This is a genomic window from Pseudomonas sp. PSPC2-3 (assembly GCF_049898265.1).
GTDB classification, from domain to species: Bacteria; Pseudomonadota; Gammaproteobacteria; order Pseudomonadales; family Pseudomonadaceae; genus Aquipseudomonas; species Aquipseudomonas veronii.
The window spans coordinates 25,528-45,933 of record NZ_JAFCXJ010000013.1; the positions used below are offsets into that span (position 1 = coordinate 25,528).

The following is a 20,406-nucleotide window of genomic DNA, read 5'->3' on the forward strand; positions in this document are numbered from 1 at the left end:
AGTGCAAAGGCATGTTGAACAAGGATGGCGCTTTGGCGCAGGGCCTGGTGGTGCGCCCGTCACGGCCCACCGACGGGCCATTTCTGCAAAGCCTCTACCGCTCGGCGCGTGCCGATTTGCAGTGGATCGACGGTGAGCAGGGGCTGGTCGAGGCGGTGATCGCGCAACAGTTTCAAGTGCAGGAAAACGGCATGGGCGAGCATTTTCCCGGGGCCTTGCATTATGTGATCGAAAAACTCGACACGCCCATTGGCGCCCTGAGTGCCGATTTCGGCCCGAATGAAATCCGTGTGCTGTACCTGGCGTTTATCCCCGCTGCCCGAGGCCAGGGTTTTGGCCGCGCAGTACTGCACGGCGTGCAACGGGCCGCGCAGCAGGTGTGTTGCCCGGTGGCCACGGTGGTGTGGGCGAGCAACCCCCATGCGCGCCAGCATTACCTGGCGCTGGGGTTTCGGTTGGAGGAAGAGACGCCCGCCGCGCAGCGGCTGGTGTGGTACCCGTCTCAGTTGAACACGATGCAGAAATAACCGCGGGCGTTGTCGCGGCCCATGGCGGGTTCGCGGGACACAAACACCTGCTCCAGGCAGGTCTGCGCCAGCGGCAAACGGCAGAGGCCGTCGACGAAATCCGTCGGCTCCAGGCTGTCGAGCAACACGCTGAAGGCCGTGCGCGGGCTGCCCGGCACGCTGGCTTTGGGCGCATCAGTCACCTGTTGGATCTGGATCGGCAGCGCCGACCCATCCGGCAGGTACAACACACTCGTGCGCGCAAGCAGAGGGCGAAAGTGCTCGGGGGTGACCAGGTTCAACATACATCGGCTCCGTGTCAGAGAGGCCGAGGCCCAAGTGCCCCGGCCCGGGTGCGGGTCAGTCGCGTGACGGGAAGACCCCGTTCAGGGCAATGCTGAAGTTGATCACCAGGAACGGGTTCATCGTGTCCATGGGCAACCCTTGGCCGGCCAAGGCCAGCGTGCCGGTCAAGCTCGTGCTGACGCCTTTGAGCGGTACCGGGCTGGCGCCCTGCTGGTCGGAAAAGATCGAGGCACTGCCCGGCCCGCCGCCGGAGGCGCCGATAAACGCGTTGGCGGCGCTCGGCGCTGTAAGCGGGTTGCTGGCGGTGGCGGCCAGTTGCACCGCCGCGCTGACTGCCAGCGCCGCCGTGCTATGGGTGTGCGTGGGTAGGTTGGCCTGGGTGGCCATCACACTTTCGACGCCGTCGACGTCGCCGATCAACCGCTGCGACAGGCCCGGGCCATTGCCTTGGCCGATGGGCAGGCGACCTTGCAGGTCAGGCAGCTTGAAGGTTTGCGTGCCGTCCCCGCCATATGTCGTGCCGATCAGCGCGTACAGCGCCTGGTATTGGCTGATGGGCAGGAGCTGGCCGGCGCAGAAGGCCCAGTTTCTTGGGGCGAAATTAAAGGCGAAAGGTTGGATGGTGCCGATGAATACTTCCATGAATCGTTCATCCTTGTGTGAGCTGTTCAAGGGGATATAAAGCCAGTCGATCCGGCTTCATCGCAGAGCGTAGACGCAGGTTTTGAGCGCTGCCTGCCGGTTGCGAAACAACGAGCGAATCCGGGGCTTTTGTCCTAGAGTGGCGCTTGTTTGCGCATGCGCAGGTTTGGCCCTGGAAATGGGCAGTGGCGGGGGAATCGGGGTGCGACGGTCTGTGGTAGAGCAAGACGACAAAGTTGGGGTGATTTCTGCTGTCAATCGCCTCGCAAAGGCCCGTGAAGGTGGCGATTGGTTGCGCCAGTTATGGTGGGTGCCGATTCTGGCGCTGGCGCTGGCCGTGCGTTTTTATGGCCTGACGGCCGCGGCGATCTGGGGCGACGAAGGCTCGAGCCTGCTGCTCAGCCAATATGCGGCGACCGACCTGTGGTTTCACGCCGCCCACGATGTACATCCGCCGTTGTATTTCTTCTTGCTGCGCGGCTGGATCGAGCTGTTCGGCGACGGCATCTGGTCGATTCGCAGCATGAGTGCGATTCCCGGTGTGGTCGTGGTGGGCCTGGGCATCTGCCTTGCGCGGCAGTTGTCCACCCTTCGTGCCGCCGTGCTGGCGGGTGTGCTGCTGGCGCTGTTTCCCAGCGCGGTGCGCTACAGCCAGGAAGTGCGTATGTACTCGCTGCTCGGCGTGTGGCTGCTGGGCGCGACGCTGGCGTTGGTGTATTGGGTGCGCCAACCCGAGCGCACGCGCTACCTGCTGGGGTATGGGCTGCTGATGGCCGCCGGTTTCTATACCCATTACTTCACCGCGTTGTGTGTGTTGGTGCATTGGGCCTGGCTGGGCCTGTTGAGTGCGTCCCAGCCCCCCGGTCGGCGCTTGATCACGCGTCCGGCCTGGTGGGTGGCCAACGTCGCGATCGTGCTGGTGTACCTGCCTTGGCTGCCGAACCTGGTGGGCCTGGTGCAGCATGTCGAACAGCTCAAGGTCGGCGGCGACATCGGCTGGGAAGAGCCGATCAACCTGTTCTCCGTGCCGTCGATGATCTGGCAGTTCATGTTGCAGGACGAGGGTCTTGGCTTATCGCCTGTGCTGTTCTGGTCATTCCCGCTGCTGCTGGTGGCCGTGGTCGGCGTCTGCGCCTGGCGCGATCAGACGCGCTACCGGTCGGCCGGTCTGTTGGCGCTGTTTTTCTTGCTGCCGTTGCTACTGGTGTACGGGGTGTCGTTTATCTCGTCGGTGTTTATCGAGCGTTACCTCACCGTCTATGCCCTGGCTTTGCCGATCATCCTGGCGCTGGCCATCGACCGCCTGCCCGGACGTCTTTCATGGCTGGGCGCGGCATTGTTCGTGCTGTGCGTCGGTGTGGAACTGCTGGGGGTGAAGAACAATGCCACCGTGGATGTGGATGATCAGTTCAACGTGCCGGTGGAGTTCGTCAATCGCAACTACCAGGAAGGTGACCGCATCGTCCTCAGCGACATGCTGTGGTACCTCAGCTACGTGTATTACGACCGGACCGACGCCCAATTGCAGCTTTACACCCCGCCCAAACCGGATGGCACGCCGACGCGGCCGAACTCCTATGGTTTTGGCACGCTGGTGGATCAGGACGGCGGGCGTATTTACCTCGACCGTTTGTCGGCATTACCGGCCGATACCCAGCGTGTCTGGCTGATCAGCAGCAACGAAGCACCGGACGATTTTGCGCCGCTACCGGACGGATGGCGTGAAAAAATGCAGCGGGACGGGGGCGGTGCCAGGGCGCGATTATTCGTGCTATGCCTCGGCCCAGAGCCTTCGCAGCCAGAGGCCTGCCGCTAATATCCATTTGGAATGAAAGGAATATCAAAACAGTGGCATTTGACCACTAGTGAACTTTGTAATCATCAGTTACGATTCGTATACAAATGGATTTTTGTCCTACAAAAGTGGTGAAGGGATGCAGTATCACTTTATCTCCGGTTTGCCCCGCTCCGGTTCGACGCTGCTGTCTGCGATCCTCTTGCAGAACCCGCGCTTTCACGCTGGCATGAGCAGCCCCGTGGGCACTCTGTTCAACGGCGTGCTGGGGCAATGCAGTGCCGGCAGCGAGTTCGGCTCGGTCATCGATGCCAATACCCGGCGCCGCTTGCTGCGCGGGTTGTTCGATGCCTATTACGCCGACCGCGCCCCTGTGCCGGTGGTGTTCGACACCAATCGCCAATGGTGCGCCCGCATGCCGGCGCTGCACGACCTGTTCCCCCAGGCCAAGGTGATCGCCTGCGTGCGTAATGTGGCGTGGATCATGGACAGCCTCGAGCGTGTGTACCGCGCCAACCCCTTCGAAAACACCAAGCTGTTCAACGACGACGTCGAGCGCAACACCGTCTACAGCCGTGTCGAAACCCTTGGCCAGCGCAATCGCCTGGTGGGGTACGCCTGGTCGGCGCTCAAAGAGGCGTACTACGGCGAACATGCCGACTCGATGCTGGTGGTCGACTACGACTTGCTCTCCCAGGCCCCCGAGCGGGTCATGCGGCTGGTCTACGAATTTATCGGCGAGCCCTGGTTCGAGCACGATTTCGAGCACCTGAGCTACGACGCGCCGGACTTCGACGACGCCCTCGGCGTGAGCGGTTTGCATCGGGTCAAGCCGAAGGTGGAACTGCAGCCCCGGCGGACCATCCTGCCGCCCGATCTCTTCGAGCAGTTCGCGCATATGTCTTTTTGGCGTGATGGCACTTCCAGCGCCGCCAATGTGATCCGTACCAAAGCCGATGCCGCGATCAGTTGATTGCGGTTTTTTTCATTGCGCAAATCAGCATTCGACCGACGGGTGAGCAGCATGTGGTGGAACAACCTTAAGGCACGGCCAGCAACAACCAATGCCAGCACCCTGGCGACGCCGATGATTATGTCCCTGGAACCGCGCATGCTGTTCGACGGCGCAGTGGCCGCCACCGTGGCCGATGCGGCCCAGGCCGACAGCCACGCCACCGCAGATGCTGCGGCCAAGGCGCCGACGACCACCGAACACGCCGCCACCGGTAGCGAAAGCCACGCGCAGTCCGACGCGCCCGCCACCCCCGCACCGGTTGCCGTGCCGGGGCAGAGCGTGGTGTTTGTCGATGCCCGCGTGAAGGATTCCGCCGAGCTGCTCAAAGGCGTCGCACCCGGCACCCAAGTGGTGCAACTGGATGCGAGCAAGGACGGCCTGCAGCAGATCGCCGATTACCTGGGCAGCCATCAGGGCGTCAGCTCGGTGCAGATCATCGCCCACGGCAATGCCGGTGATCTGTGGCTGGGCAGTACCTATTTGTCCGCCGACAACGTCGCGGCCCGCAGCGAAGTGCTGGCGCAGATCGGCCAGGACATGAACGTGGGCGGCGATATCCTGATCTACGCCTGCAACACCGCCGCTGGCGACAAAGGCATCAACTTTGTCGACTCCCTGGCGCAACTGACCGGGCGCGATGTTGCCGCGTCCACCAACCGCACCGGCCTGGGCGGCGACTGGACCCTGGAAGTCGCCACCGGCTCCATCGAAAGTCATACGGCGTTGTCGTACCAGGCGATGTCGGCATACCAATACGGCCTGGCAAACATCACGGTGACCAGCGCCGCAGACAGCGGTGCCGGCACACTGCGCCAGGCCCTGACCGATGTGGGTGTCGGCGAGACCGTCACCTTCAGCACCCCGGGCATGACGGTCAATCTGGACACGCAGTTGGTCATCGCTAAAAACCTGACCATCGACGGCGACCTGAACAACGATGGTGTTGCCGATGTGACCATCAGCGGGCAGTACAAGACCCAGGTGCTCAAGGTTAACAGCGGTGTCACCGCGACCCTGGACGGCCTGGTCATTACCAAGGGCCTGGCGGCTGGCGACGGCAGCAATGGCGGTAGCGGTATTAGCGCGGCCAATTTGCTCGGGGCGGGGATCAGTAACTTCGGTAACCTGACCCTCAATAACGTCAGCGTGACAGAGAACGCAGCCTCGGGTGGCGGTGGTGGCGGTGGTGTGACCAATGGCAATTTCGGCGGTGCCGGTGGCGGCGGCGGCGCGGTGGGCGGAGGCAACGGCGGGCGTGGTGGCAATACCGGCAACGGGAGCGGTGTCTACGCCGGAACTGCGGGCACCGCCAACCAGGGTGGGAAGGGTGGGGGCTACAGCACCATGGGCGGCAACGGCGGCTCAAGCAGCGGTGGTGCCGGCTCGACCGGCACCTACGGTTATACCAACGGTTCCGCTGGCGGCACAGCGGCCTCTGGTGGCTTGTCGATCGGCGGTGGCGGTGGCGGTTCCGGCTGGAACGGTGCCGGTGGCAAGGGCGGCGGAGCGGCTGGCGGTATCTACAACGCCAGCGGCGCCACCCTGACCATCGTCGGCACCAGCTCGATTACCGGTAACATCGGTGCCGGCGGCGGCGGCGGTGGTGGTTCGGCGGCCGGCAGCGGCACTACTCTGAATGGCGGTGACGGTGGCCTGGGTGTCGGTGCCATCTGGAACAAAGGCACGGTATTGATCACGGCGGCCAACTTCGCGGCGCTGGGCGGTTCGGCCAACACCGGTGCCAGTGGTAACGGTGGCTTGGCCACCAACGCCTCGGCGGGCAGCAAACCCACAGCAGTCAACGGTCTGTTCAACGATATCGGCGGAACGGCGAACACCGCTTACAATCCGGCCCCGGTCGCGACCATCGTGGTCAGCAACACCGCGCAGCACATCGGCAGCACCTCGCAGGTGACCATTACCTTCAACCAGGCCGTGACCGGCTTTACCAGCGCCGATCTGACGATCAGCAACGGTACCCTGGGCACCCTGACTACCAGCGACAACATCACCTACACCGCGACCTTTACGCCGAGCGCGAGCGTGACCAGCGCCACCAACCAGATTGTCCTCGACAATACCGGCGTCACCGCCACGTCGACGGGGACACCAGGGACCGGCACCACCTCGTCCAACACCTTCAGCATCGATACCGTGCGCCCAACCGCGACCGTTACGGTCGTTGCGCCGACGTTGAGCACCACGGTCAACTCGACGGTGAACATTACCTTCAGCGAAGCGGTGAGCGGTTTCAGCCTTACTGACATGTCGGCGTCCAACGGCACCCTGAGCAACCTGACCACCAGTGACAATATCCACTGGACCGCGACCCTGACACCAAGCGCCAGCAACAGCAGCAGCGGCAATGTCGTTACCCTGGACAACACCCTCTATACCGATACCGCGACCAACGCCGGTACCGGCACGACCACGTCCAACACCTATGCGATCGACACGGTGCTGCCGACCTCGACCATTGTGGTGTCCGATACCGCACTGAGTATCAGCGGTAACACGTCCCTGGTGACCATCACCTTCAGCGAGGCGGTCACCGGGCTCACCGTCGGCGCCTTCACGGTCGCCGACGGCGTCCTGAGCAACTTGGGCAGCAACGACGGTGGTCTCACGTGGACCGCAACCCTGACTGCGACCCCTGGGGCCTCCCATACCGGCAATGTCATCACTCTGAACAACACCGCGGTCAGTGATGGCGCGGGCAACGCCGGCAGTGGCACCACCAATTCCAACACCTATGCGGTCGACACCGCGCGGCCGAACGCGACTGTCGTGTTCGCCAACACCAACCTGGGCATCGGTCAGACCTCGCTGGTGACCATCACCTTCAGTGAAGCCGTGACCGGGTTCACCAACGCCGACCTGATAGTGTCCAATGGCACCCTGAGTGCGGTCAGCAGCAACGACGGTGGTACCACCTGGACCGCCACCTTTACCCCGACGGCGAGTATCGTCAGCGCGAGCAACCACATCACCTTGGACAACTCCGGGGTCCAGGACGTGGCGGGCAACGCCGGCAGCGGCACTACCACGTCGAACAACGTGGCCATCGACGGCGTGCGTCCGACCGCGACCCTGGTGGTTGCGAGCAACTCCCTGGGCATTGGCCAGACCTCGCTGGTGACCATTACCTTCTCGGAAGCCGTGGTCGGTTTCTCCAATGTCGACCTGACGGTGTCCAATGGCACCCTGAGTGCGGTGAGCAGCAACGACGGTGGCATCACCTGGACCGCGACCTTCACGCCGAGTGCAAACCTCACCGACACCACCAACGTCATCACCCTGGACAATACCGGCTATAGCGACACCAGCGGCAACACCGGCACCGGCACCAGCGACTCCAATAACTACGTCATCGACACCGTGCGCCCCACCGCGACCATCGTGGTCGCCGACCCGGCGCTGACCGCTGGCGAAACGTCGCTGGTGACGATCACCTTCAGCGAAGCCGTGACCGGCTTCACCCTCGCCGACCTGACGGCAAGCCACGGCAGCCTGAGCAGCCTGAGCAGCGCCGACGGCGGCATCACCTGGACCGCGACCTTCACCCCAGGGACGAACACCAACAGCGCGAGCAACGTGATCGCCCTGGCCAACACCGGCATCGCCGACCTGTCCGGCAACGCAGGCGCGGGCACCACCAACTCGGCGAATTACACCGTCGATACGGTGTTGCCTTCGGCGACCATCGTGGTGGCCAACCCGACGCTGAAAATCGGTGACTCCTCCCAAGTGATGATTACGTTCAACGAGGCCGTGACCGGTTTCAGCAATGCCGACCTGACGATCACCAATGGCACCTTGAGCGCGGTCAGCAGCAGCGACGGCGGCATTACCTGGGGCGCGACGTTCACCCCGAGCAGCGCGATCAGCGACGCCACCAACCTGATCACCCTGGACAACAGCGGTGTCCAGGCGGCGGTGTCGGGTAATGTCGGCGTCGGCACCAGCAATTCCAATAACTACGCCATCGACACCCAACGTCCGACCGCGACGGTGGTGGTGAACAACGACCACCTGGGGATCGGCGGCTCGTCGCTGGTGACCATCACTTTCAGCGAAGCAGTGACCGGGTTCAGCCTGGCCGATCTGACCACCGACAATGGCACCCTGAGCAGTCTGAGCACCAGCGACAACATCACCTATACCGCGACGTTGACGCCTGTGGCAGGCGTCTCTCAGAACAACAATCACATTGTCCTGGATAACACCGGCGTGGTCGACGGCGTCGGTAACGTCGGGTCTGGCACCACGTCGTCCAACGCCTATATGATCGACAGCCAGCGGCCAACGGCGACCATCGTGATGGCCGACCCTGTGTTGAGTGCCGGCGAAACTTCCCTGGTCACGGTCACGTTCTCGGAAGCCGTCAGCGGTTTTGACAACAGCGACCTGAACGCACCCAACGGCACCCTCTCGACAGTCAGCAGCGCGGATGGCGGCGTGACCTGGACGGCGACTTTCACACCGACCGGCAACGTCCGCGACACCACCAACCTGATCAGCCTGAACAACGCCGGCTACACCGACCTGGCCGGCAACGCCGGCAGCGGTGTCACCAACTCGGGCAACTTCACCATCGACACGGTGCAGCCGAGCGCAACCATCGTCGTCGCCGACAATGCCCTGAAAATCGGCGACACCTCGCTGGTTACCATTACCTTCTCCGAAGCGGTCAGCGGTTTTACCAACGCCGACCTGACGATCGCCAACGGCACGCTGACCGCCGTCAGCAGCAACGACGGCGGCGTGACGTGGAGAGCCACCTTCACGCCGAGCAGCGCGATCAGCGACACCAGCAACGTGATCACCCTGGACAACAGCGGTGTGCAAAACGGCTCCGGCAACAGCGGCAGCGGCACCACCGATTCGAACAACTACGCCGTCGACACCGTGCGCCCAACGGCCACCATCGTGGTCGCGAACCCGGCCCTCGGCGTGGGTGACAGCTCACTGGTGGTGATCACCTTCTCGGAGGCGGTAACCGGGCTCAGCAACGCCGATCTGACGATCAACAACGGCACTTTGAGCACCGTGAGCAGCGCGGACGGCGGCGTGACCTGGACCGCGACGTTCACCCCGACGTCCGGCATCACCGACACCAGCAACGTGATCACCCTGGACAACACCGGCATCGCCGACCTGGCGGGCAACAGCGACAGCGGCACCACCGACTCGAACAACTACACCATCGACAGCCAGCGGCCAACGGCGACCATCGTGATGGCCGACCCTGTATTGAGTGCCGGCGAAACCTCCTTGGTCACGGTCACGTTCTCGGAAGCCGTCAGCGGTTTTGACAACAGCGACCTGAACGTCGCCCATGGCACCCTGAGCGCGGTCAGCAGCAGCGACGGCGGCATCACCTGGACGGCTCTCTTCACACCGGCGGCGGGTATCCGCGCCGCGAGCAACGTGATCACCCTGGCCAATACCGGCATTGCCGACCTGGCCGGCAACGCCGGTACGGGAACGACCGACTCGGCCAACTACAGCATCGACACCGTGCTGCCGACGGCGACTATCGTGGTCGGCGACACCGCCCTCAAGGCCGGCGAGACCGCCCCGGTGACCATCACCTTCTCCGAGGCTGTCAGCGGTTTCACCCTGGCCGACCTGAGCGTGGCCAACGGCGTGCTGAGCAACCTGGGCTCCAGCGACGGCGGCGTGACCTGGACCGCGACCCTGACGCCGACGGCCGACGTGACCGACACCAGCAACCTGATCAGCCTGGACAACAGCGGCGTACAGACCGCCGCCGGCAACGCGGGCAGCGGCAGCACCGATTCGAACAACTATGCGATTGATACCCAGCGCCCGACCGCGACCATTTCGGTGGCCAACGGCACCCTGGGCATCGGCCAGACCACCACCGTCACCATCGGCTTCAGCGAGGCCGTCAGCGGTTTCGATCTGTCTGACCTGAGCGTGGCCAACGGCGTGCTGTCCAACCTGGCCAGCAACGATGGCGGCAAAACCTGGACCGCCACCCTGACCCCGACGGCGGCGATTACCGATGCGACCAACGTGATCGTGCTGGACGCCGGCCAGGTCAACGATGCTGCCGGTAACGCCGGCAGCGGCATTGCGATTTCGAACAACTTTGTGATCGATGGCGAACGCCCGACGGCGACCATCACCATTGCCAACCCGAACCTGACCGTCGGCCAGACCACCACCGTCACGTTTACCTTCAGTGAAAAAGTCAGCGGCTTCGCGCTGGATGACCTCAGCGTGGCCAATGGCACCTTGTCCAACCTGGCCAGCAACGACGGCGGCAAAACCTGGACCGCGACCCTCACACCGACGGCCAACCTCAACGACCCGAGCAACTTCATCACCCTCGACACCGGCCTGGTGAATGACATGACGGGCAACGCCGGCAGCGGTTATGCCAATTCCAACAACTACGCGATCAACATCATTGCCCTGACCGGCGACCCGCTGTTCCGCGTCACCGAGCCGGCACCGCCACCCGGCGCGCCGGATGTGCCGCTGCAACCGATCGTGTTTGGCCGGCCCGTGGGCGACCTGGGTTCACCCATTGGCTTCCCGGCGTTGTTCGAACAGCGCGAGATGGGCGCGGGCTTGCCGCCTATCGGTAACATCTTCATTCGCAACGGTGCCTTGGCGCCCAGCTTCATTGCCCAGGTGTTCAACAGCGACAGTGGCGCGAACGGCGGCGCGCAGGGCTTCCTCGGTTTTGGCGGCGGCGATGGCGGCGTGTTTGGTTCAAGCACCTTGTCGGGGTTGTTCAATCGTGAGAGTGGCGGCGGGGACAGTGGCCTCAAGGCGTTCGACAGCCGAGCGATCCAGGGCGGCGGTGACGCGGCCCAAGGCCTGCGGGGCGTGTTCGGCGCCCCGACCCTGGGCCAGCAATTGCAGCAGATCAAAGACGTGGAACAGCGTCAGGTGATTGACCTGGCGAAGGCATTGCAACAGGTCGGCATCAGCGAAATGCAGGCCTGACACACTTAAATCAAGGCGCAGTAACAGGGGCAGTCCAAGGATGAATACAGTTCATAAGTTGTTCGGCGCCAGCGTGCTGGCGCTGGCGATCAGCGGTTGTGCGGTCACCAGCGAGCCGATTGAGCGCAGTGTCAGCGAGCAGCGAGCCCGCAGCGACCTGCACGGTATGTACAAGGATCAGGAGCCATTGAACGGCCCGTTGACACTGCACCAGGCCATGGCCCGGGCGGTTAAATACAACCTCGAAGGGCGCTTGAAGATCATGGAGGAGGCCCTGGCCAAGCGCCAACTCGACCTCGCCAGTTTCGACATGCTGCCGCGCATGGCGTTGTCCGCCGGTTACGCCGGGCGCAACAACACCAACGCCTCCAGCAGCCAGAGTGTTCGCACCGGCACCCAGTCCCTGGAACCGTCGACATCCCAGGACCGCGACCGTCGCGTGGCCGACCTGACCATGGTGTGGAACGTCCTCGACTTTGGCGTCAGCTACATCAGTGCCAAACAGCAAGGCGACCAACGCCTGATCGTCCAGGAGCGGCGCCGCAAGGTGATCAACACCATCGTCCAGGACGTGCGCTCGGCCTATTGGCGGGCGGTCGCGGCCGAACGCCTGTTGACCCAGATCGACAGCCTGATGGCGCGGGTCGACCAGGCCCAGAGCAACAGCCAAAGCATGAGCGAGCAGCGTATCGGCGACCCGATCCAGGCCCTGGGCTACCAGCGCTCGCTGATCGAAGCCACGCGCCAATTGCAGGAACAGCGCCGCGCGCTCTCCCTGGCCAAGACTGAACTGTCGACCCTGATCAACCTGCCCATGGGCACCGACCTCAAGCTGGCCACGCCGGACGACTACGCCGTGCCGCAGCTCAAGGTCAACTTCGCCAGCCTGGAACAGGAAGCCCTGGCCAACCGCCCTGAACTGCGCGAGCAGGACTACCAGACCCGCATCAGCGCCGCCGAAACCCGCAAGGCCATGCTGCGCCTGCTGCCGGGCCTGGAATTCTCGGCCGGTGGGCATTACGACAGCAACTCGTTCCTGGTGGACAACCGCTGGGCCGACTACGGCGCCAAGGTCACCTGGAACCTGTTCAACGTGCTCTCCGCCCCGGCGGCCATCGACGTCGCCAAGGCCGGCGAAGAAGTCGCCACCGCACGGCGCCAGGCCATGTCCATCGCGGTGCTGGCGCAACTCTACGTCGCCAACGCGAACTTCCAGGACGCCGTGCGCCAGTTCAAGACCAACGAACAGCTGGCCGACATCGACGGGCAGATCCTCACCCAACTGCGCAACCGTCACCAAGCCGCAGGCCTGGGCGAACTGGACCTGATCCAGGGCGAACTCAATACCCTGCAAGCCGACCTGCGCCGCGACCTGGCCTACGCCGACCTGCGCAACGCCTACGGCCAGATCTTCGCCAGCGCCGGGCTCGACCCGTTGCCGGAGCAGGTCGATTCCGACCGCGTGCAGTCCATCGCCACCGCGCTGGCCGGCCGCGAATCGGCATGGGCCGCCGGCAACATCGCCGCCCCGGTGCCCCGTGCCGCCGTCAAGTAACCTGGTGGCACCGACCGCGAGCATCACGCGTGCCCAGCGTGAGGCTCGCAACGGTCATCGCGGCGTGGCGATCCTGCTGACTGGCCTGCCGGCGTCGGGTAAATCGACCCTGGCCCAAGGGCTGCAGGCGGCGTTGTTCGAACAAGGCCGACACAGCATCGTGCTCGACGGCGATGCCTTGCGTGGCGGCTTGAACAAAGACCTGGGGTTTGCCGACGGCGACCGCCTGGAAAACATCCGCCGCGCCGCCGAACTGGCGGCGTTGCTAGTGGACAACGGGCAAATCGTGATCCTGGCGCTGATCGCGCCGTTGGTCGAATTACGCGCGGTACTCGCCGAACGCCTGGGCGCGGACTATCGGGAAGTGTGGTGCAACGCCGCACTGGACATCTGCGAACGCCGCGACCCCAAAGGCCACTACGCCCGCGCCCGACGCGGCGAACTGCCGGGGTTCACCGGCATCGGCTCACCCTACGAACCACCGCCGCAAGCCGCCCTGGTCCTGGAGACCGGCCAGCTATCCGTGCAGCAATGCGTCGCACAACTGCAGGCCTGGTTGCAAACCCTGTAGCGCAAGCTCGCGCCTGCCGTGGGTGAGGGCTAGACTCGGATAAACCCATCTATCCGGAGCTCATCATGCAATCGCCTGAACACAGCTTGCCCTCCCTGTTCAAACAACTCGGCCTGGCCGACGACCCCGTCGGCATCGAGCAGTTCGTCACCGCGCACTCACCGCTCAAGGCGGACCTGAAACTGGCCGATGCGTTTTTCTGGACGGATAGCCAGAAAGCGTTTTTGCGTGAGGAAATTCTGGAGGATGCGGATTGGGCTGAAGTGGTGGATGAGTTGAACCTGTTGTTGCGGTTTGGTCGAAAGGTGTAAAAAAATCTTTGATGAAATACCGTAATGTAAAAAAATTGGTGTGCGGTAAAAAAATGGGCTGTAAGCGGCCCAGTTAATTTTTTCTGGAAAGCTTCGCACCATGGCAATCGACCTGCGCGCTGGGGTGGGTGATACACGAGGTTGGGAAATTTCCTATCGACTAATAGGAAGTGGATGATGGTGGGCAGAGTGAGGAACCCTTATCAACAGGGGCTGACTCCTTATTCTGAACACAACATGAAACGACTGATCCCCCGCGCTGAAATTGAACAATATGACCTCACAAAAATCGAGAGTCCCTATTTTGCCGGCAGCAAAGTAAGGGAGTTTTTCCGTGCGCCTTATGCGTTGCAGGGACTGAGTGAACTTCTTGGTGAATGCAATATTTCCCCTGTTTTTTGTTCTGGGGAAAAAGATCAAAGGCGAGTGTTGGATAAACTCGCGGCAGGTGATTGGTTATTCGTGACGGATCATCCCTTCGTTCCTTTAAGTAGAGCGTGTCGCGTTAAATACGGGCATCTGATGGGCCGTCGGCTTTATATCGGACCGGGTAAGTGGGAAAAGGTCAGCATCGATTACGATGGCATTAAAAACGCCGCACTATTGGTGGCTAATCGATTAGTTTCCATGGGTGATGAGGGGCGAATGTTCTTATCGGATGGCAAGGATCTCGCGAACACCACTAGGGTTATGACTCAACGGTGGGTGCGGCTTGACAGTCGCGATGATCAGCTCACTCACAGATCGGTTGAGCGGCGGTATGGTGATCTACGGCATATCAAACAACGCTATCTGGAAGGGGATGACAATTGGCTACAGGGTGGAAAATCCTGGCACTGGCAACCTGTAACACCTGATGTGGCCTATGAATACAAGGATGTTAAAAAATGACACGCAAACAGATCTTATGGTTTTGGGGAGCCATGGATGCCCTTTATCTGATTCGCTATGCAGTGGCCAGCGCAATAGAGGGAAGGATTCCATATTTAAGTGATCTTGAAAGTGCTTTATGGGTGCTGCGTGATCATAGCGTTGTGCAGTTATTCATGTTCGGCTTTGCCATGCTGCTGCAAGTTTCCATTGTGATCTCGTGCTTGCTGTTCTTTCTTGGACGTGAACAGGTGAGGTGGATTACTTACCTTCAAACACCCTTGCGATTGGCTTTTATTGTGCCTTCTGTTTCGCTGTTGCTAGTGGGTGCTCAGCTTGTTCCCAACTACAACGTGGTGTTAATGGCTGCGTTAGTTGTTGTATCCGAGGCAGTGAAAGTCTGGAGCGTCTGGCGGTGGAGCAAAAGGTGCTGATATTTTCCGGCAGAGCTACTTAGGAGACTGAGCGGTCAATAAGCCGGTTGCACAGCAATCCTGAAGCCGACACCGATCCAAATGTGGGAGGGGGCTTGCCCCCGATAGCGGCAGATCAGTCAATCGTGTATTGCCTTCACTCCGCTATCGGGGGCAAGCCCCCTCCCACATGGGTCATGCGGCGTTGTGGCTATCGTTGAAGATCCAACCCTCACACTGAAAGTCGCTTTACTTACCGACACCACCCATCCGCTAAATTTGTTTCAAAACTTGACGCATCTAGCGCCATCCACCATATTGATAGTTAGCAAACTAACTGTATGCGAACGATCCAGTGCCCAAGACCCTCGAACAACTCCAGATGAACCTCAGCAGCAGCATGGTGGTGGGCGCCCGTAATTGGCGCAAAATCTGCCAGAACACGCTGGTGAGCTACGGTATTTCCGAAGCCTGCGCCGTGCCGTTGCTGATGATCGGCCGCCTGGGCGACGGGGTGCATCAAGTCAAAGTGGCCCAGGCTTCGGGGATGGAAAGCCCGTCGCTGGTGCGCCTGCTCGACCAACTGTGCAGCGGCGGCTATGTGTGCCGCAGCGAAGACACCCACGACCGCCGCGCCAAGGCCTTGAGCCTCACCGCGCGGGGCCGTGAGCTGGTACAGGCGGTGGAGGCGCAACTGGTGCGCCTGCGCCGCGACGTGCTGGCCGATATCGCGCCTGCGGACATGGAGGTTGCGCTGCGCGTGTTGCGCGCCTTCGAAGTCGCGCATCAATACCCTGCGGTTGCGCCATCTTGAGAGGATTTTTTACCGGCATGCCGCCGGCCAAGGACTGGTTCTACGGGGTACGCACGTTCGCGGCGTCGATGATCGCGTTGTACATCGCCATGCTCATGCAAATGCCGCGTCCGTACTGGGCGATGGCCACGGTGTACATCGTCTCCAGCCCGTTTGTCGGGCCGACCAGTTCCAAGGCGCTGTACCGTGCGATCGGCACCTTCATGGGCGCGGCGGCGGCGGTGGTGTTCGTGCCGATGTTTGTGCAATCGCCCTACCTGCTGGTGGTGGTGATTGCATTGTGGACGGGCACCCTGCTGTTTCTCTCCATGCACCTGCGCACCGCGAACAACTACGCCTTGATGCTGGCCGGCTACACCTTGCCGCTGATCGCCTTGCCGGTGGTGGATAACCCGCTGACGGTGTGGGACGTGGCTGAAGCGCGCACCGAGGAAATCTTTCTTGGCATCGCGGTGGCGGCGGTGGTCGGCGCAATGTTCTGGCCGCGGCGCCTGATGCCGGTGTTCGATGGCTCGGTGGCCAAGTGGTTCAGCGACGCCCAGGTCTACAGCCAGCGCTTTATGAGCCGCAACGTGGCGCGCGACGAAGTCAGCGCCTTGCGCGGCGGTATGGTCGCCACCTTCAACACGTTGGAATTGATGATCGGCCAGTTGCCCCACGAAGGCGCCCGGCCGCAGACGGTGCGCAACACCAAGGAACTGCGCGGGCGGATGATCCACCTGCTGCCGGTGGTGGATGCGCTCGACGATGCGCTATACGCCATCGAACACCGTGCGCCGGAGTTTCTCGAAACGCTCACGCCGCTGTTGGAGGCCACGGATCAGTGGCTGCAAAGCACCACCGAGTCGGCCCCGTTGGAGCGCTGGCGCACCCTGCGTGACCAACTCGACGCGCTGCAACCGGCAGGCGAAGCGCTGGACGACCGCCACACGCTGCTGTTCTCCAACGCCCTGTATCGCCTGGGTGAGTGGATCGACCTGTGGCAAGACTGCCGCAGCCTGCAGGCCGCGATCCAATGCGAGAGCCAGGACACCTGGCGCGCCGTTTACCGCCACTGGCGCCTGGGCCGCCTGACGCCTTTTCTCGACCGTGGCCTGATGTTCTACTCGGCGTTTTCCACCGTCACTGCGATCATCGTCGCCTCGGTGCTGTGGATTCTGCTGGGCTGGACTGACGGCGGCAGCGCCGTGATCCTGGCAGCCGTCGCCTGCAGCTTCTTTGCGTCGATGGACGACCCGGCGCCGCAGATCTACCGGTTCTTTTTCTGGACCGCCATGTCGGTGCTGTTCGCCAGCCTGTATCTGTTCCTGGTGCTGCCCAACCTGCACGATTTCCCCATGCTGGTGCTGGCGTTCGCGGTGCCGTTTATCTGCATCGGCACACTCACGGTCCAACCGCGTTTCTACCTGGGCATGCTGCTGACGTTGGTGAACACCTCGTCGTTCATCAGCATCCAGGGCGCCTATGACGCCGACTTCCTCAACTTCGCCAACGTCAACCTTGCCGGGCCCGTGGGCCTGCTGTTTGCCTTTGTGTGGACGCTGATCGCGCGGCCCTTCGGTGCCGAGTTGGCCGCCAAGCGCCTGACCCGGTTCACCTGGCACGACATCGTCGGCCTGACCGAACCGGCGAACCTGGCCGAACAACGGCACCTGGCCGCGCAAATGCTCGACCGCTTGATGCAGCACCTGCCGCGCCTGGCCATCATCGGCCATGACACCGGCGTCGCCCTGCGCGATTTGCGCGTGGCGCTGAACCTGCTCGACCTGCTGGCCTACTCGCCACGGATCTACGGCGTGCCGCGGGTGTTGCTCGGCCAAGTGGTGGAAGGCGTCGGCGCTTACTACAAGGCCTGCCTCAAGGCGGGCCGACGCTTGCCCTCGCCGAGCGGCCTGCTGATGACCCTCGACCGCACGCGCCGCGCCCTCAACGGCCAAGGCCTGCAAGACGAAGACGACACCCGCCTGCATCTGTTGCATGCCCTGGCGGGTCTGCGCCTGGCGCTGTTGCCCGGCGTGGAATTGATTGGCGGCACCGAGACCGAGGCGCCGCTGCCTGATGGAGCGCCTTTATGATCGGTGATCTGGATATCAGCGGGGTGTTCCTGCCCACGCTGCTGGTGCTGATGGGCATTGCTTACGTGTTGTTTCTGCTGGTGCACGGGTTGTTGACCCGTCTGCACTTTTATCGCCTGGTCTGGCACCGGGCATTGTTCAACGTGGGGCTCTACGCGCTGTTGCTGGGCGCGGTGGACTCACTCAGTCGATACCTGATGACATGAAAAAACCTTTTTTGACCATCGGCCGTGTCGTCCTGACGTTGTTGATCGTGAGCTTCGCGGTCGTCGTCGTATGGCGCATGGTCATGTACTACATGTTTGCGCCCTGGACCCGTGACGGCCACATCCGTGCCGATATCGTGCAGATCGCCCCGGACGTGTCCGGGCTGATCCAGCGCGTCGACGTGCGCGACAACCAACTGGTGAGCAAAGGCCAGGTGCTGTTCGCCGTCGACCAGGACCGCTTCAAACTGGCCCTGCGCCAGGCCCAGGCCGCCGTGGCCGACCGCCAGGAAACCCTGGCCCAGGCCCAGCGCGAGTACAAGCGTAACCGTGGCCTGGGCAACCTGGTGCCGAGCGAGCAACTGGAAGAAAGCCAGTCCCGCGTCGCCCGTGCCCAGTCGGCCCTGGCCGAAGCGCAAGTGACGGTGGACTCGGCGCAACTCAACCTCGACCGTTCGGTGATCCGCAGCCCGGTGGACGGCTACGTCAACGACCGTGCGCCGCGCACGCAGGAGTTCGTCACCGCCGGGCGCCCGGTGCTGTCGGTGGTGGACAGCAACTCCTTCCATATCGACGGCTACTTCGAAGAGACCAAGCTCGACGGCATCCACGTCGGCATGGGCGTCGATATCCGTGTGATTGGCGACGGCGCCCGCCTGCACGGCCATGTGCAGAGCATCGTCGCCGGTATCGAGGACCGTGACCGCAGCAGCGGCGCCAACCTGCTGCCCAACGTCAACCCGGCGTTCAGCTGGGTGCGCCTGGCCCAGCGGATTCCGGTGCGTATCGCGTTTGACGAGGTGCCGGCGGACTTTCGCATGATCGCCGGGCGCACCGCGACGGTGTCGATCATCGGCGACAAGCCCAAGGACGGAGCCCAGCCATGAAGCAGATTTTGGCAACCGCGGCGCTGGGTGTGCTGTTGTCAGCCTGCCAGGTGGTCGGCCCGGATTATCGACTGCCGGACAAGGCCGCCATGAACCGTGGCGACCTGCAAGGGCAACTGGCGGGCGAGGGCGCTAACGTGGTCTCGGCGCCGGTGCCGGCGGACTGGTGGAAGCTGTACAACGACCCGCGCCTGGATGAACTGGTGCGCCAGGCCATGGCTTCCAACACCGACCTGCGCGTCGCCGCCGCCAACTTGCAGCGGGCGCGCTATCAGGTGCAGGAGGCTGAATCCGTCGGCGGCTGGAGCGCCGGCGCCAAGGCCGAAGCCCAGCGCCTGCAAGAGTCCGGCGAAGCGTTTTTACTCTCGGAAAAAGTCCCGGTGGGCAACATCGGCAGCGTGGGGATCGCCACCTCGTATCAATTCGATCTGTTCGGCACCTTGCAGCGCGGCATCGAAAGCGCCCAGGCCAGCGCCGACGCAACCCAGGCCGCGGCCGATATTGCGCGGATCACCCTGGTCGCCGATGTGGTGCGTTCGTACACGCAAGTCTGCGCGGCCAACGAAGAGCTGGCGATCGCCAACGAATCCCTCGACCTGCAAGCCCAGAGCACGACGTTGACCCAGCGCCTGCGCGACGCCGGGCGCGGCGATGAAACCCAGGTCACCCGCTCGCAGACCCAGTACAAATCCTTGCGCGCCGACATGCCGCGCTACGAAGCTGCGCGCCAGGCCGGGCTGTTTCGCCTGTCGATGCTGCTGGCCAAGCCGGTGGCGCAACTGCCGGCGGGCACCGGTACGTGCGCCGAACTCCCGCACATCGCCCAACTGCTGCCGGTGGGCGATGGCGCGACGCTGCTCAAGCGTCGCCCCGATGTGCGCCAGGCGGAACGCCAACTGGCCGCGGCCACTGCGCGCATCGGCGTGGCCACGGGCGCGCTGTACCCGGACATCAGCATCGGTGCCTCGGTCAGCACGGTCGGGTTGCTCGAAAATCTCGGCACGCCGGCCACCAACCGCTGGGGCTTTGGCCCGATGATCAGTTGGACCGTGCCGACCAACGGCGCCCGCGCGCGCATCCACGAAGCCGAAGCGGCGACCCAGGGCGCCCTCGCGCACTTCGACGGGGTGGTGCTCAACGCCATCCGTGAAACCCAGACCGGCCTGGCGCAGTACACCGCGCAGTTACAGCGCCGCGATGCCCTGGCCGAAGCCGACGCATCGGCCAAGGAAGCCGCAGACCAGACCCACCGCTTCTTCCAGGCCGGCCGCGCATCGTTCCTCGCCGACTTGCAAGCCACGCGCACCTACACCGATGTGCGCGCGCAACTGGCGGCGGCCAACACCCAGGTTGCCATGAGCCAGATCGATCTGTTCCTGGCCCTGGGCGGCGGCTGGGAAAGCGGACGAACGCAAGCCTCACAGCCCGGCAAACCCTGAGCAGCTAGCTATGCTTT

Annotated in this window: 16 protein-coding genes; 14 read left to right on the forward strand and 2 right to left on the reverse strand. The window is 63.1% G+C overall.

Annotated features, from left to right (window positions below; translation table 11 throughout):
* Positions 1–11 precede the first annotated feature (11 nt).
* Positions 12–527, forward strand: coding sequence for a GNAT family N-acetyltransferase (locus tag ACP7E3_RS27350; RefSeq protein ID WP_046385120.1), 516 nt, complete (start codon positions 12–14; stop codon positions 525–527).
* Here the strand turns inward: ACP7E3_RS27350 and ACP7E3_RS27355 are convergent.
* The gene (locus ACP7E3_RS27355) at positions 503–811 is read right to left on the reverse strand and encodes a hypothetical protein (protein ID WP_046385119.1); all 309 of its coding nucleotides are present in this window, start codon (positions 809–811) and stop codon (positions 503–505) included. The genes ACP7E3_RS27350 and ACP7E3_RS27355 overlap by 25 nt on opposite strands.
* Before the next feature lie 55 nt (positions 812–866).
* On the reverse strand, positions 867–1,454 hold the full coding sequence (locus tag ACP7E3_RS27360) for a phage tail protein (RefSeq protein WP_046385118.1): 588 nt from the start codon (positions 1,452–1,454) through the stop codon (positions 867–869).
* Positions 1,455–1,656: 202 nt separating this feature from the next.
* On the opposite strand from ACP7E3_RS27360, the gene ACP7E3_RS27365 reads away from it, so the two are divergent.
* The 13 genes from ACP7E3_RS27365 to ACP7E3_RS27425 all read left to right on the forward strand — a co-directional run bounded on the left by ACP7E3_RS27365 (position 1,657) and on the right by ACP7E3_RS27425 (position 20,389).
* Positions 1,657–3,270 (forward strand): glycosyltransferase family 39 protein, encoded by a 1,614-nt coding sequence (locus ACP7E3_RS27365; RefSeq protein WP_426124967.1) that lies wholly within the window; start codon positions 1,657–1,659, stop codon positions 3,268–3,270.
* A 118-nt stretch (positions 3,271–3,388) separates the two neighbouring features.
* Positions 3,389–4,222, forward strand: coding sequence for a sulfotransferase family protein (locus tag ACP7E3_RS27370; RefSeq protein ID WP_017845533.1), 834 nt, complete (start codon positions 3,389–3,391; stop codon positions 4,220–4,222).
* A gap of 51 nt (positions 4,223–4,273) precedes the next feature.
* Positions 4,274–11,248, forward strand: a complete 6,975-nt coding sequence (locus ACP7E3_RS27375; protein ID WP_426124969.1) for an Ig-like domain-containing protein — start codon at positions 4,274–4,276, stop codon at positions 11,246–11,248.
* A gap of 40 nt (positions 11,249–11,288) precedes the next feature.
* Positions 11,289–12,803 (forward strand): TolC family protein, encoded by a 1,515-nt coding sequence (locus ACP7E3_RS27380; RefSeq protein ID WP_128192269.1) that lies wholly within the window; start codon positions 11,289–11,291, stop codon positions 12,801–12,803.
* Positions 12,787–13,374, forward strand: coding sequence for an adenylyl-sulfate kinase (gene cysC / locus ACP7E3_RS27385; RefSeq protein WP_046385115.1), 588 nt, complete (start codon positions 12,787–12,789; stop codon positions 13,372–13,374). Before ACP7E3_RS27380 ends, cysC begins: the two co-directional genes overlap by 17 nt.
* Positions 13,375–13,439: 65 nt before the next feature.
* Positions 13,440–13,685: a DUF2789 domain-containing protein gene (locus ACP7E3_RS27390; protein ID WP_057006026.1), complete on the forward strand. Its 246-nt coding sequence runs from the start codon at positions 13,440–13,442 to the stop codon at positions 13,683–13,685.
* 237 nt (positions 13,686–13,922) lie between these two features.
* Complete coding sequence (locus ACP7E3_RS27395) at positions 13,923–14,576, forward strand: hypothetical protein (protein ID WP_132849955.1); 654 nt, start codon at positions 13,923–13,925, stop codon at positions 14,574–14,576.
* Positions 14,573–14,989, forward strand: a complete 417-nt coding sequence (locus tag ACP7E3_RS27400; RefSeq protein ID WP_108526160.1) for a hypothetical protein — start codon at positions 14,573–14,575, stop codon at positions 14,987–14,989. Before ACP7E3_RS27395 ends, ACP7E3_RS27400 begins: the two co-directional genes overlap by 4 nt.
* Positions 14,990–15,350: 361 nt before the next feature.
* Positions 15,351–15,782 carry a MarR family winged helix-turn-helix transcriptional regulator gene (locus tag ACP7E3_RS27405; protein ID WP_177030631.1) on the forward strand — a complete coding sequence of 144 codons (432 nt, stop codon included), beginning with the start codon at positions 15,351–15,353 and terminating at the stop codon, positions 15,780–15,782.
* Positions 15,779–17,857 carry an FUSC family protein gene (locus tag ACP7E3_RS27410; protein WP_261755607.1) on the forward strand — a complete coding sequence of 693 codons (2,079 nt, stop codon included), beginning with the start codon at positions 15,779–15,781 and terminating at the stop codon, positions 17,855–17,857. The genes ACP7E3_RS27405 and ACP7E3_RS27410 overlap by 4 nt, the downstream gene beginning before the upstream one ends.
* A complete protein-coding gene (locus tag ACP7E3_RS27415; protein ID WP_046385111.1) occupies positions 17,854–18,063 on the forward strand; it encodes a DUF1656 domain-containing protein in 210 nt (69 codons plus the stop codon). Before ACP7E3_RS27410 ends, ACP7E3_RS27415 begins: the two co-directional genes overlap by 4 nt.
* Positions 18,060–18,950, forward strand: a complete 891-nt coding sequence (locus tag ACP7E3_RS27420) for an efflux RND transporter periplasmic adaptor subunit (RefSeq protein WP_017845524.1) — start codon at positions 18,060–18,062, stop codon at positions 18,948–18,950. The genes ACP7E3_RS27415 and ACP7E3_RS27420 overlap by 4 nt, the downstream gene beginning before the upstream one ends.
* Entirely contained in the window at positions 18,947–20,389 is a 1,443-nt protein-coding gene (locus tag ACP7E3_RS27425) for an efflux transporter outer membrane subunit (RefSeq protein WP_426124974.1), read from the forward strand. The genes ACP7E3_RS27420 and ACP7E3_RS27425 overlap by 4 nt, the downstream gene beginning before the upstream one ends.
* The last annotated feature ends 17 nt before the right edge of the window (positions 20,390–20,406 follow it).

Excerpts from the sequence above, each read along its gene's own strand:
- ACP7E3_RS27415 (WP_046385111.1), top strand. The coding sequence starts at position 17,854 with ATGATCGGTGATCTGGATATCAGCGGGGTGTTCCTGCCCACGCTGCTG.
- ACP7E3_RS27395 (WP_132849955.1), top strand. The coding sequence starts at position 13,923 with ATGAAACGACTGATCCCCCGCGCTGAAATTGAACAATATGACCTCACA.
- ACP7E3_RS27425 (WP_426124974.1), top strand. The coding sequence starts at position 18,947 with ATGAAGCAGATTTTGGCAACCGCGGCGCTGGGTGTGCTGTTGTCAGCC.
- ACP7E3_RS27380 (WP_128192269.1), top strand. The coding sequence starts at position 11,289 with ATGAATACAGTTCATAAGTTGTTCGGCGCCAGCGTGCTGGCGCTGGCG.
- ACP7E3_RS27400 (WP_108526160.1), top strand. The coding sequence starts at position 14,573 with ATGACACGCAAACAGATCTTATGGTTTTGGGGAGCCATGGATGCCCTT.
- ACP7E3_RS27350 (WP_046385120.1), top strand. The coding sequence starts at position 12 with ATGTTGAACAAGGATGGCGCTTTGGCGCAGGGCCTGGTGGTGCGCCCG.
- ACP7E3_RS27375 (WP_426124969.1), top strand. The coding sequence starts at position 4,274 with ATGTGGTGGAACAACCTTAAGGCACGGCCAGCAACAACCAATGCCAGC.
- ACP7E3_RS27405 (WP_177030631.1), top strand. The coding sequence starts at position 15,351 with ATGAACCTCAGCAGCAGCATGGTGGTGGGCGCCCGTAATTGGCGCAAA.
- ACP7E3_RS27390 (WP_057006026.1), top strand. The coding sequence starts at position 13,440 with ATGCAATCGCCTGAACACAGCTTGCCCTCCCTGTTCAAACAACTCGGC.
- ACP7E3_RS27370 (WP_017845533.1), top strand. The coding sequence starts at position 3,389 with ATGCAGTATCACTTTATCTCCGGTTTGCCCCGCTCCGGTTCGACGCTG.
- ACP7E3_RS27355 (WP_046385119.1), bottom strand. The coding sequence starts at position 811 with ATGTTGAACCTGGTCACCCCCGAGCACTTTCGCCCTCTGCTTGCGCGC.
- ACP7E3_RS27360 (WP_046385118.1), bottom strand. The coding sequence starts at position 1,454 with ATGGAAGTATTCATCGGCACCATCCAACCTTTCGCCTTTAATTTCGCC.
- ACP7E3_RS27420 (WP_017845524.1), top strand. The coding sequence starts at position 18,060 with ATGAAAAAACCTTTTTTGACCATCGGCCGTGTCGTCCTGACGTTGTTG.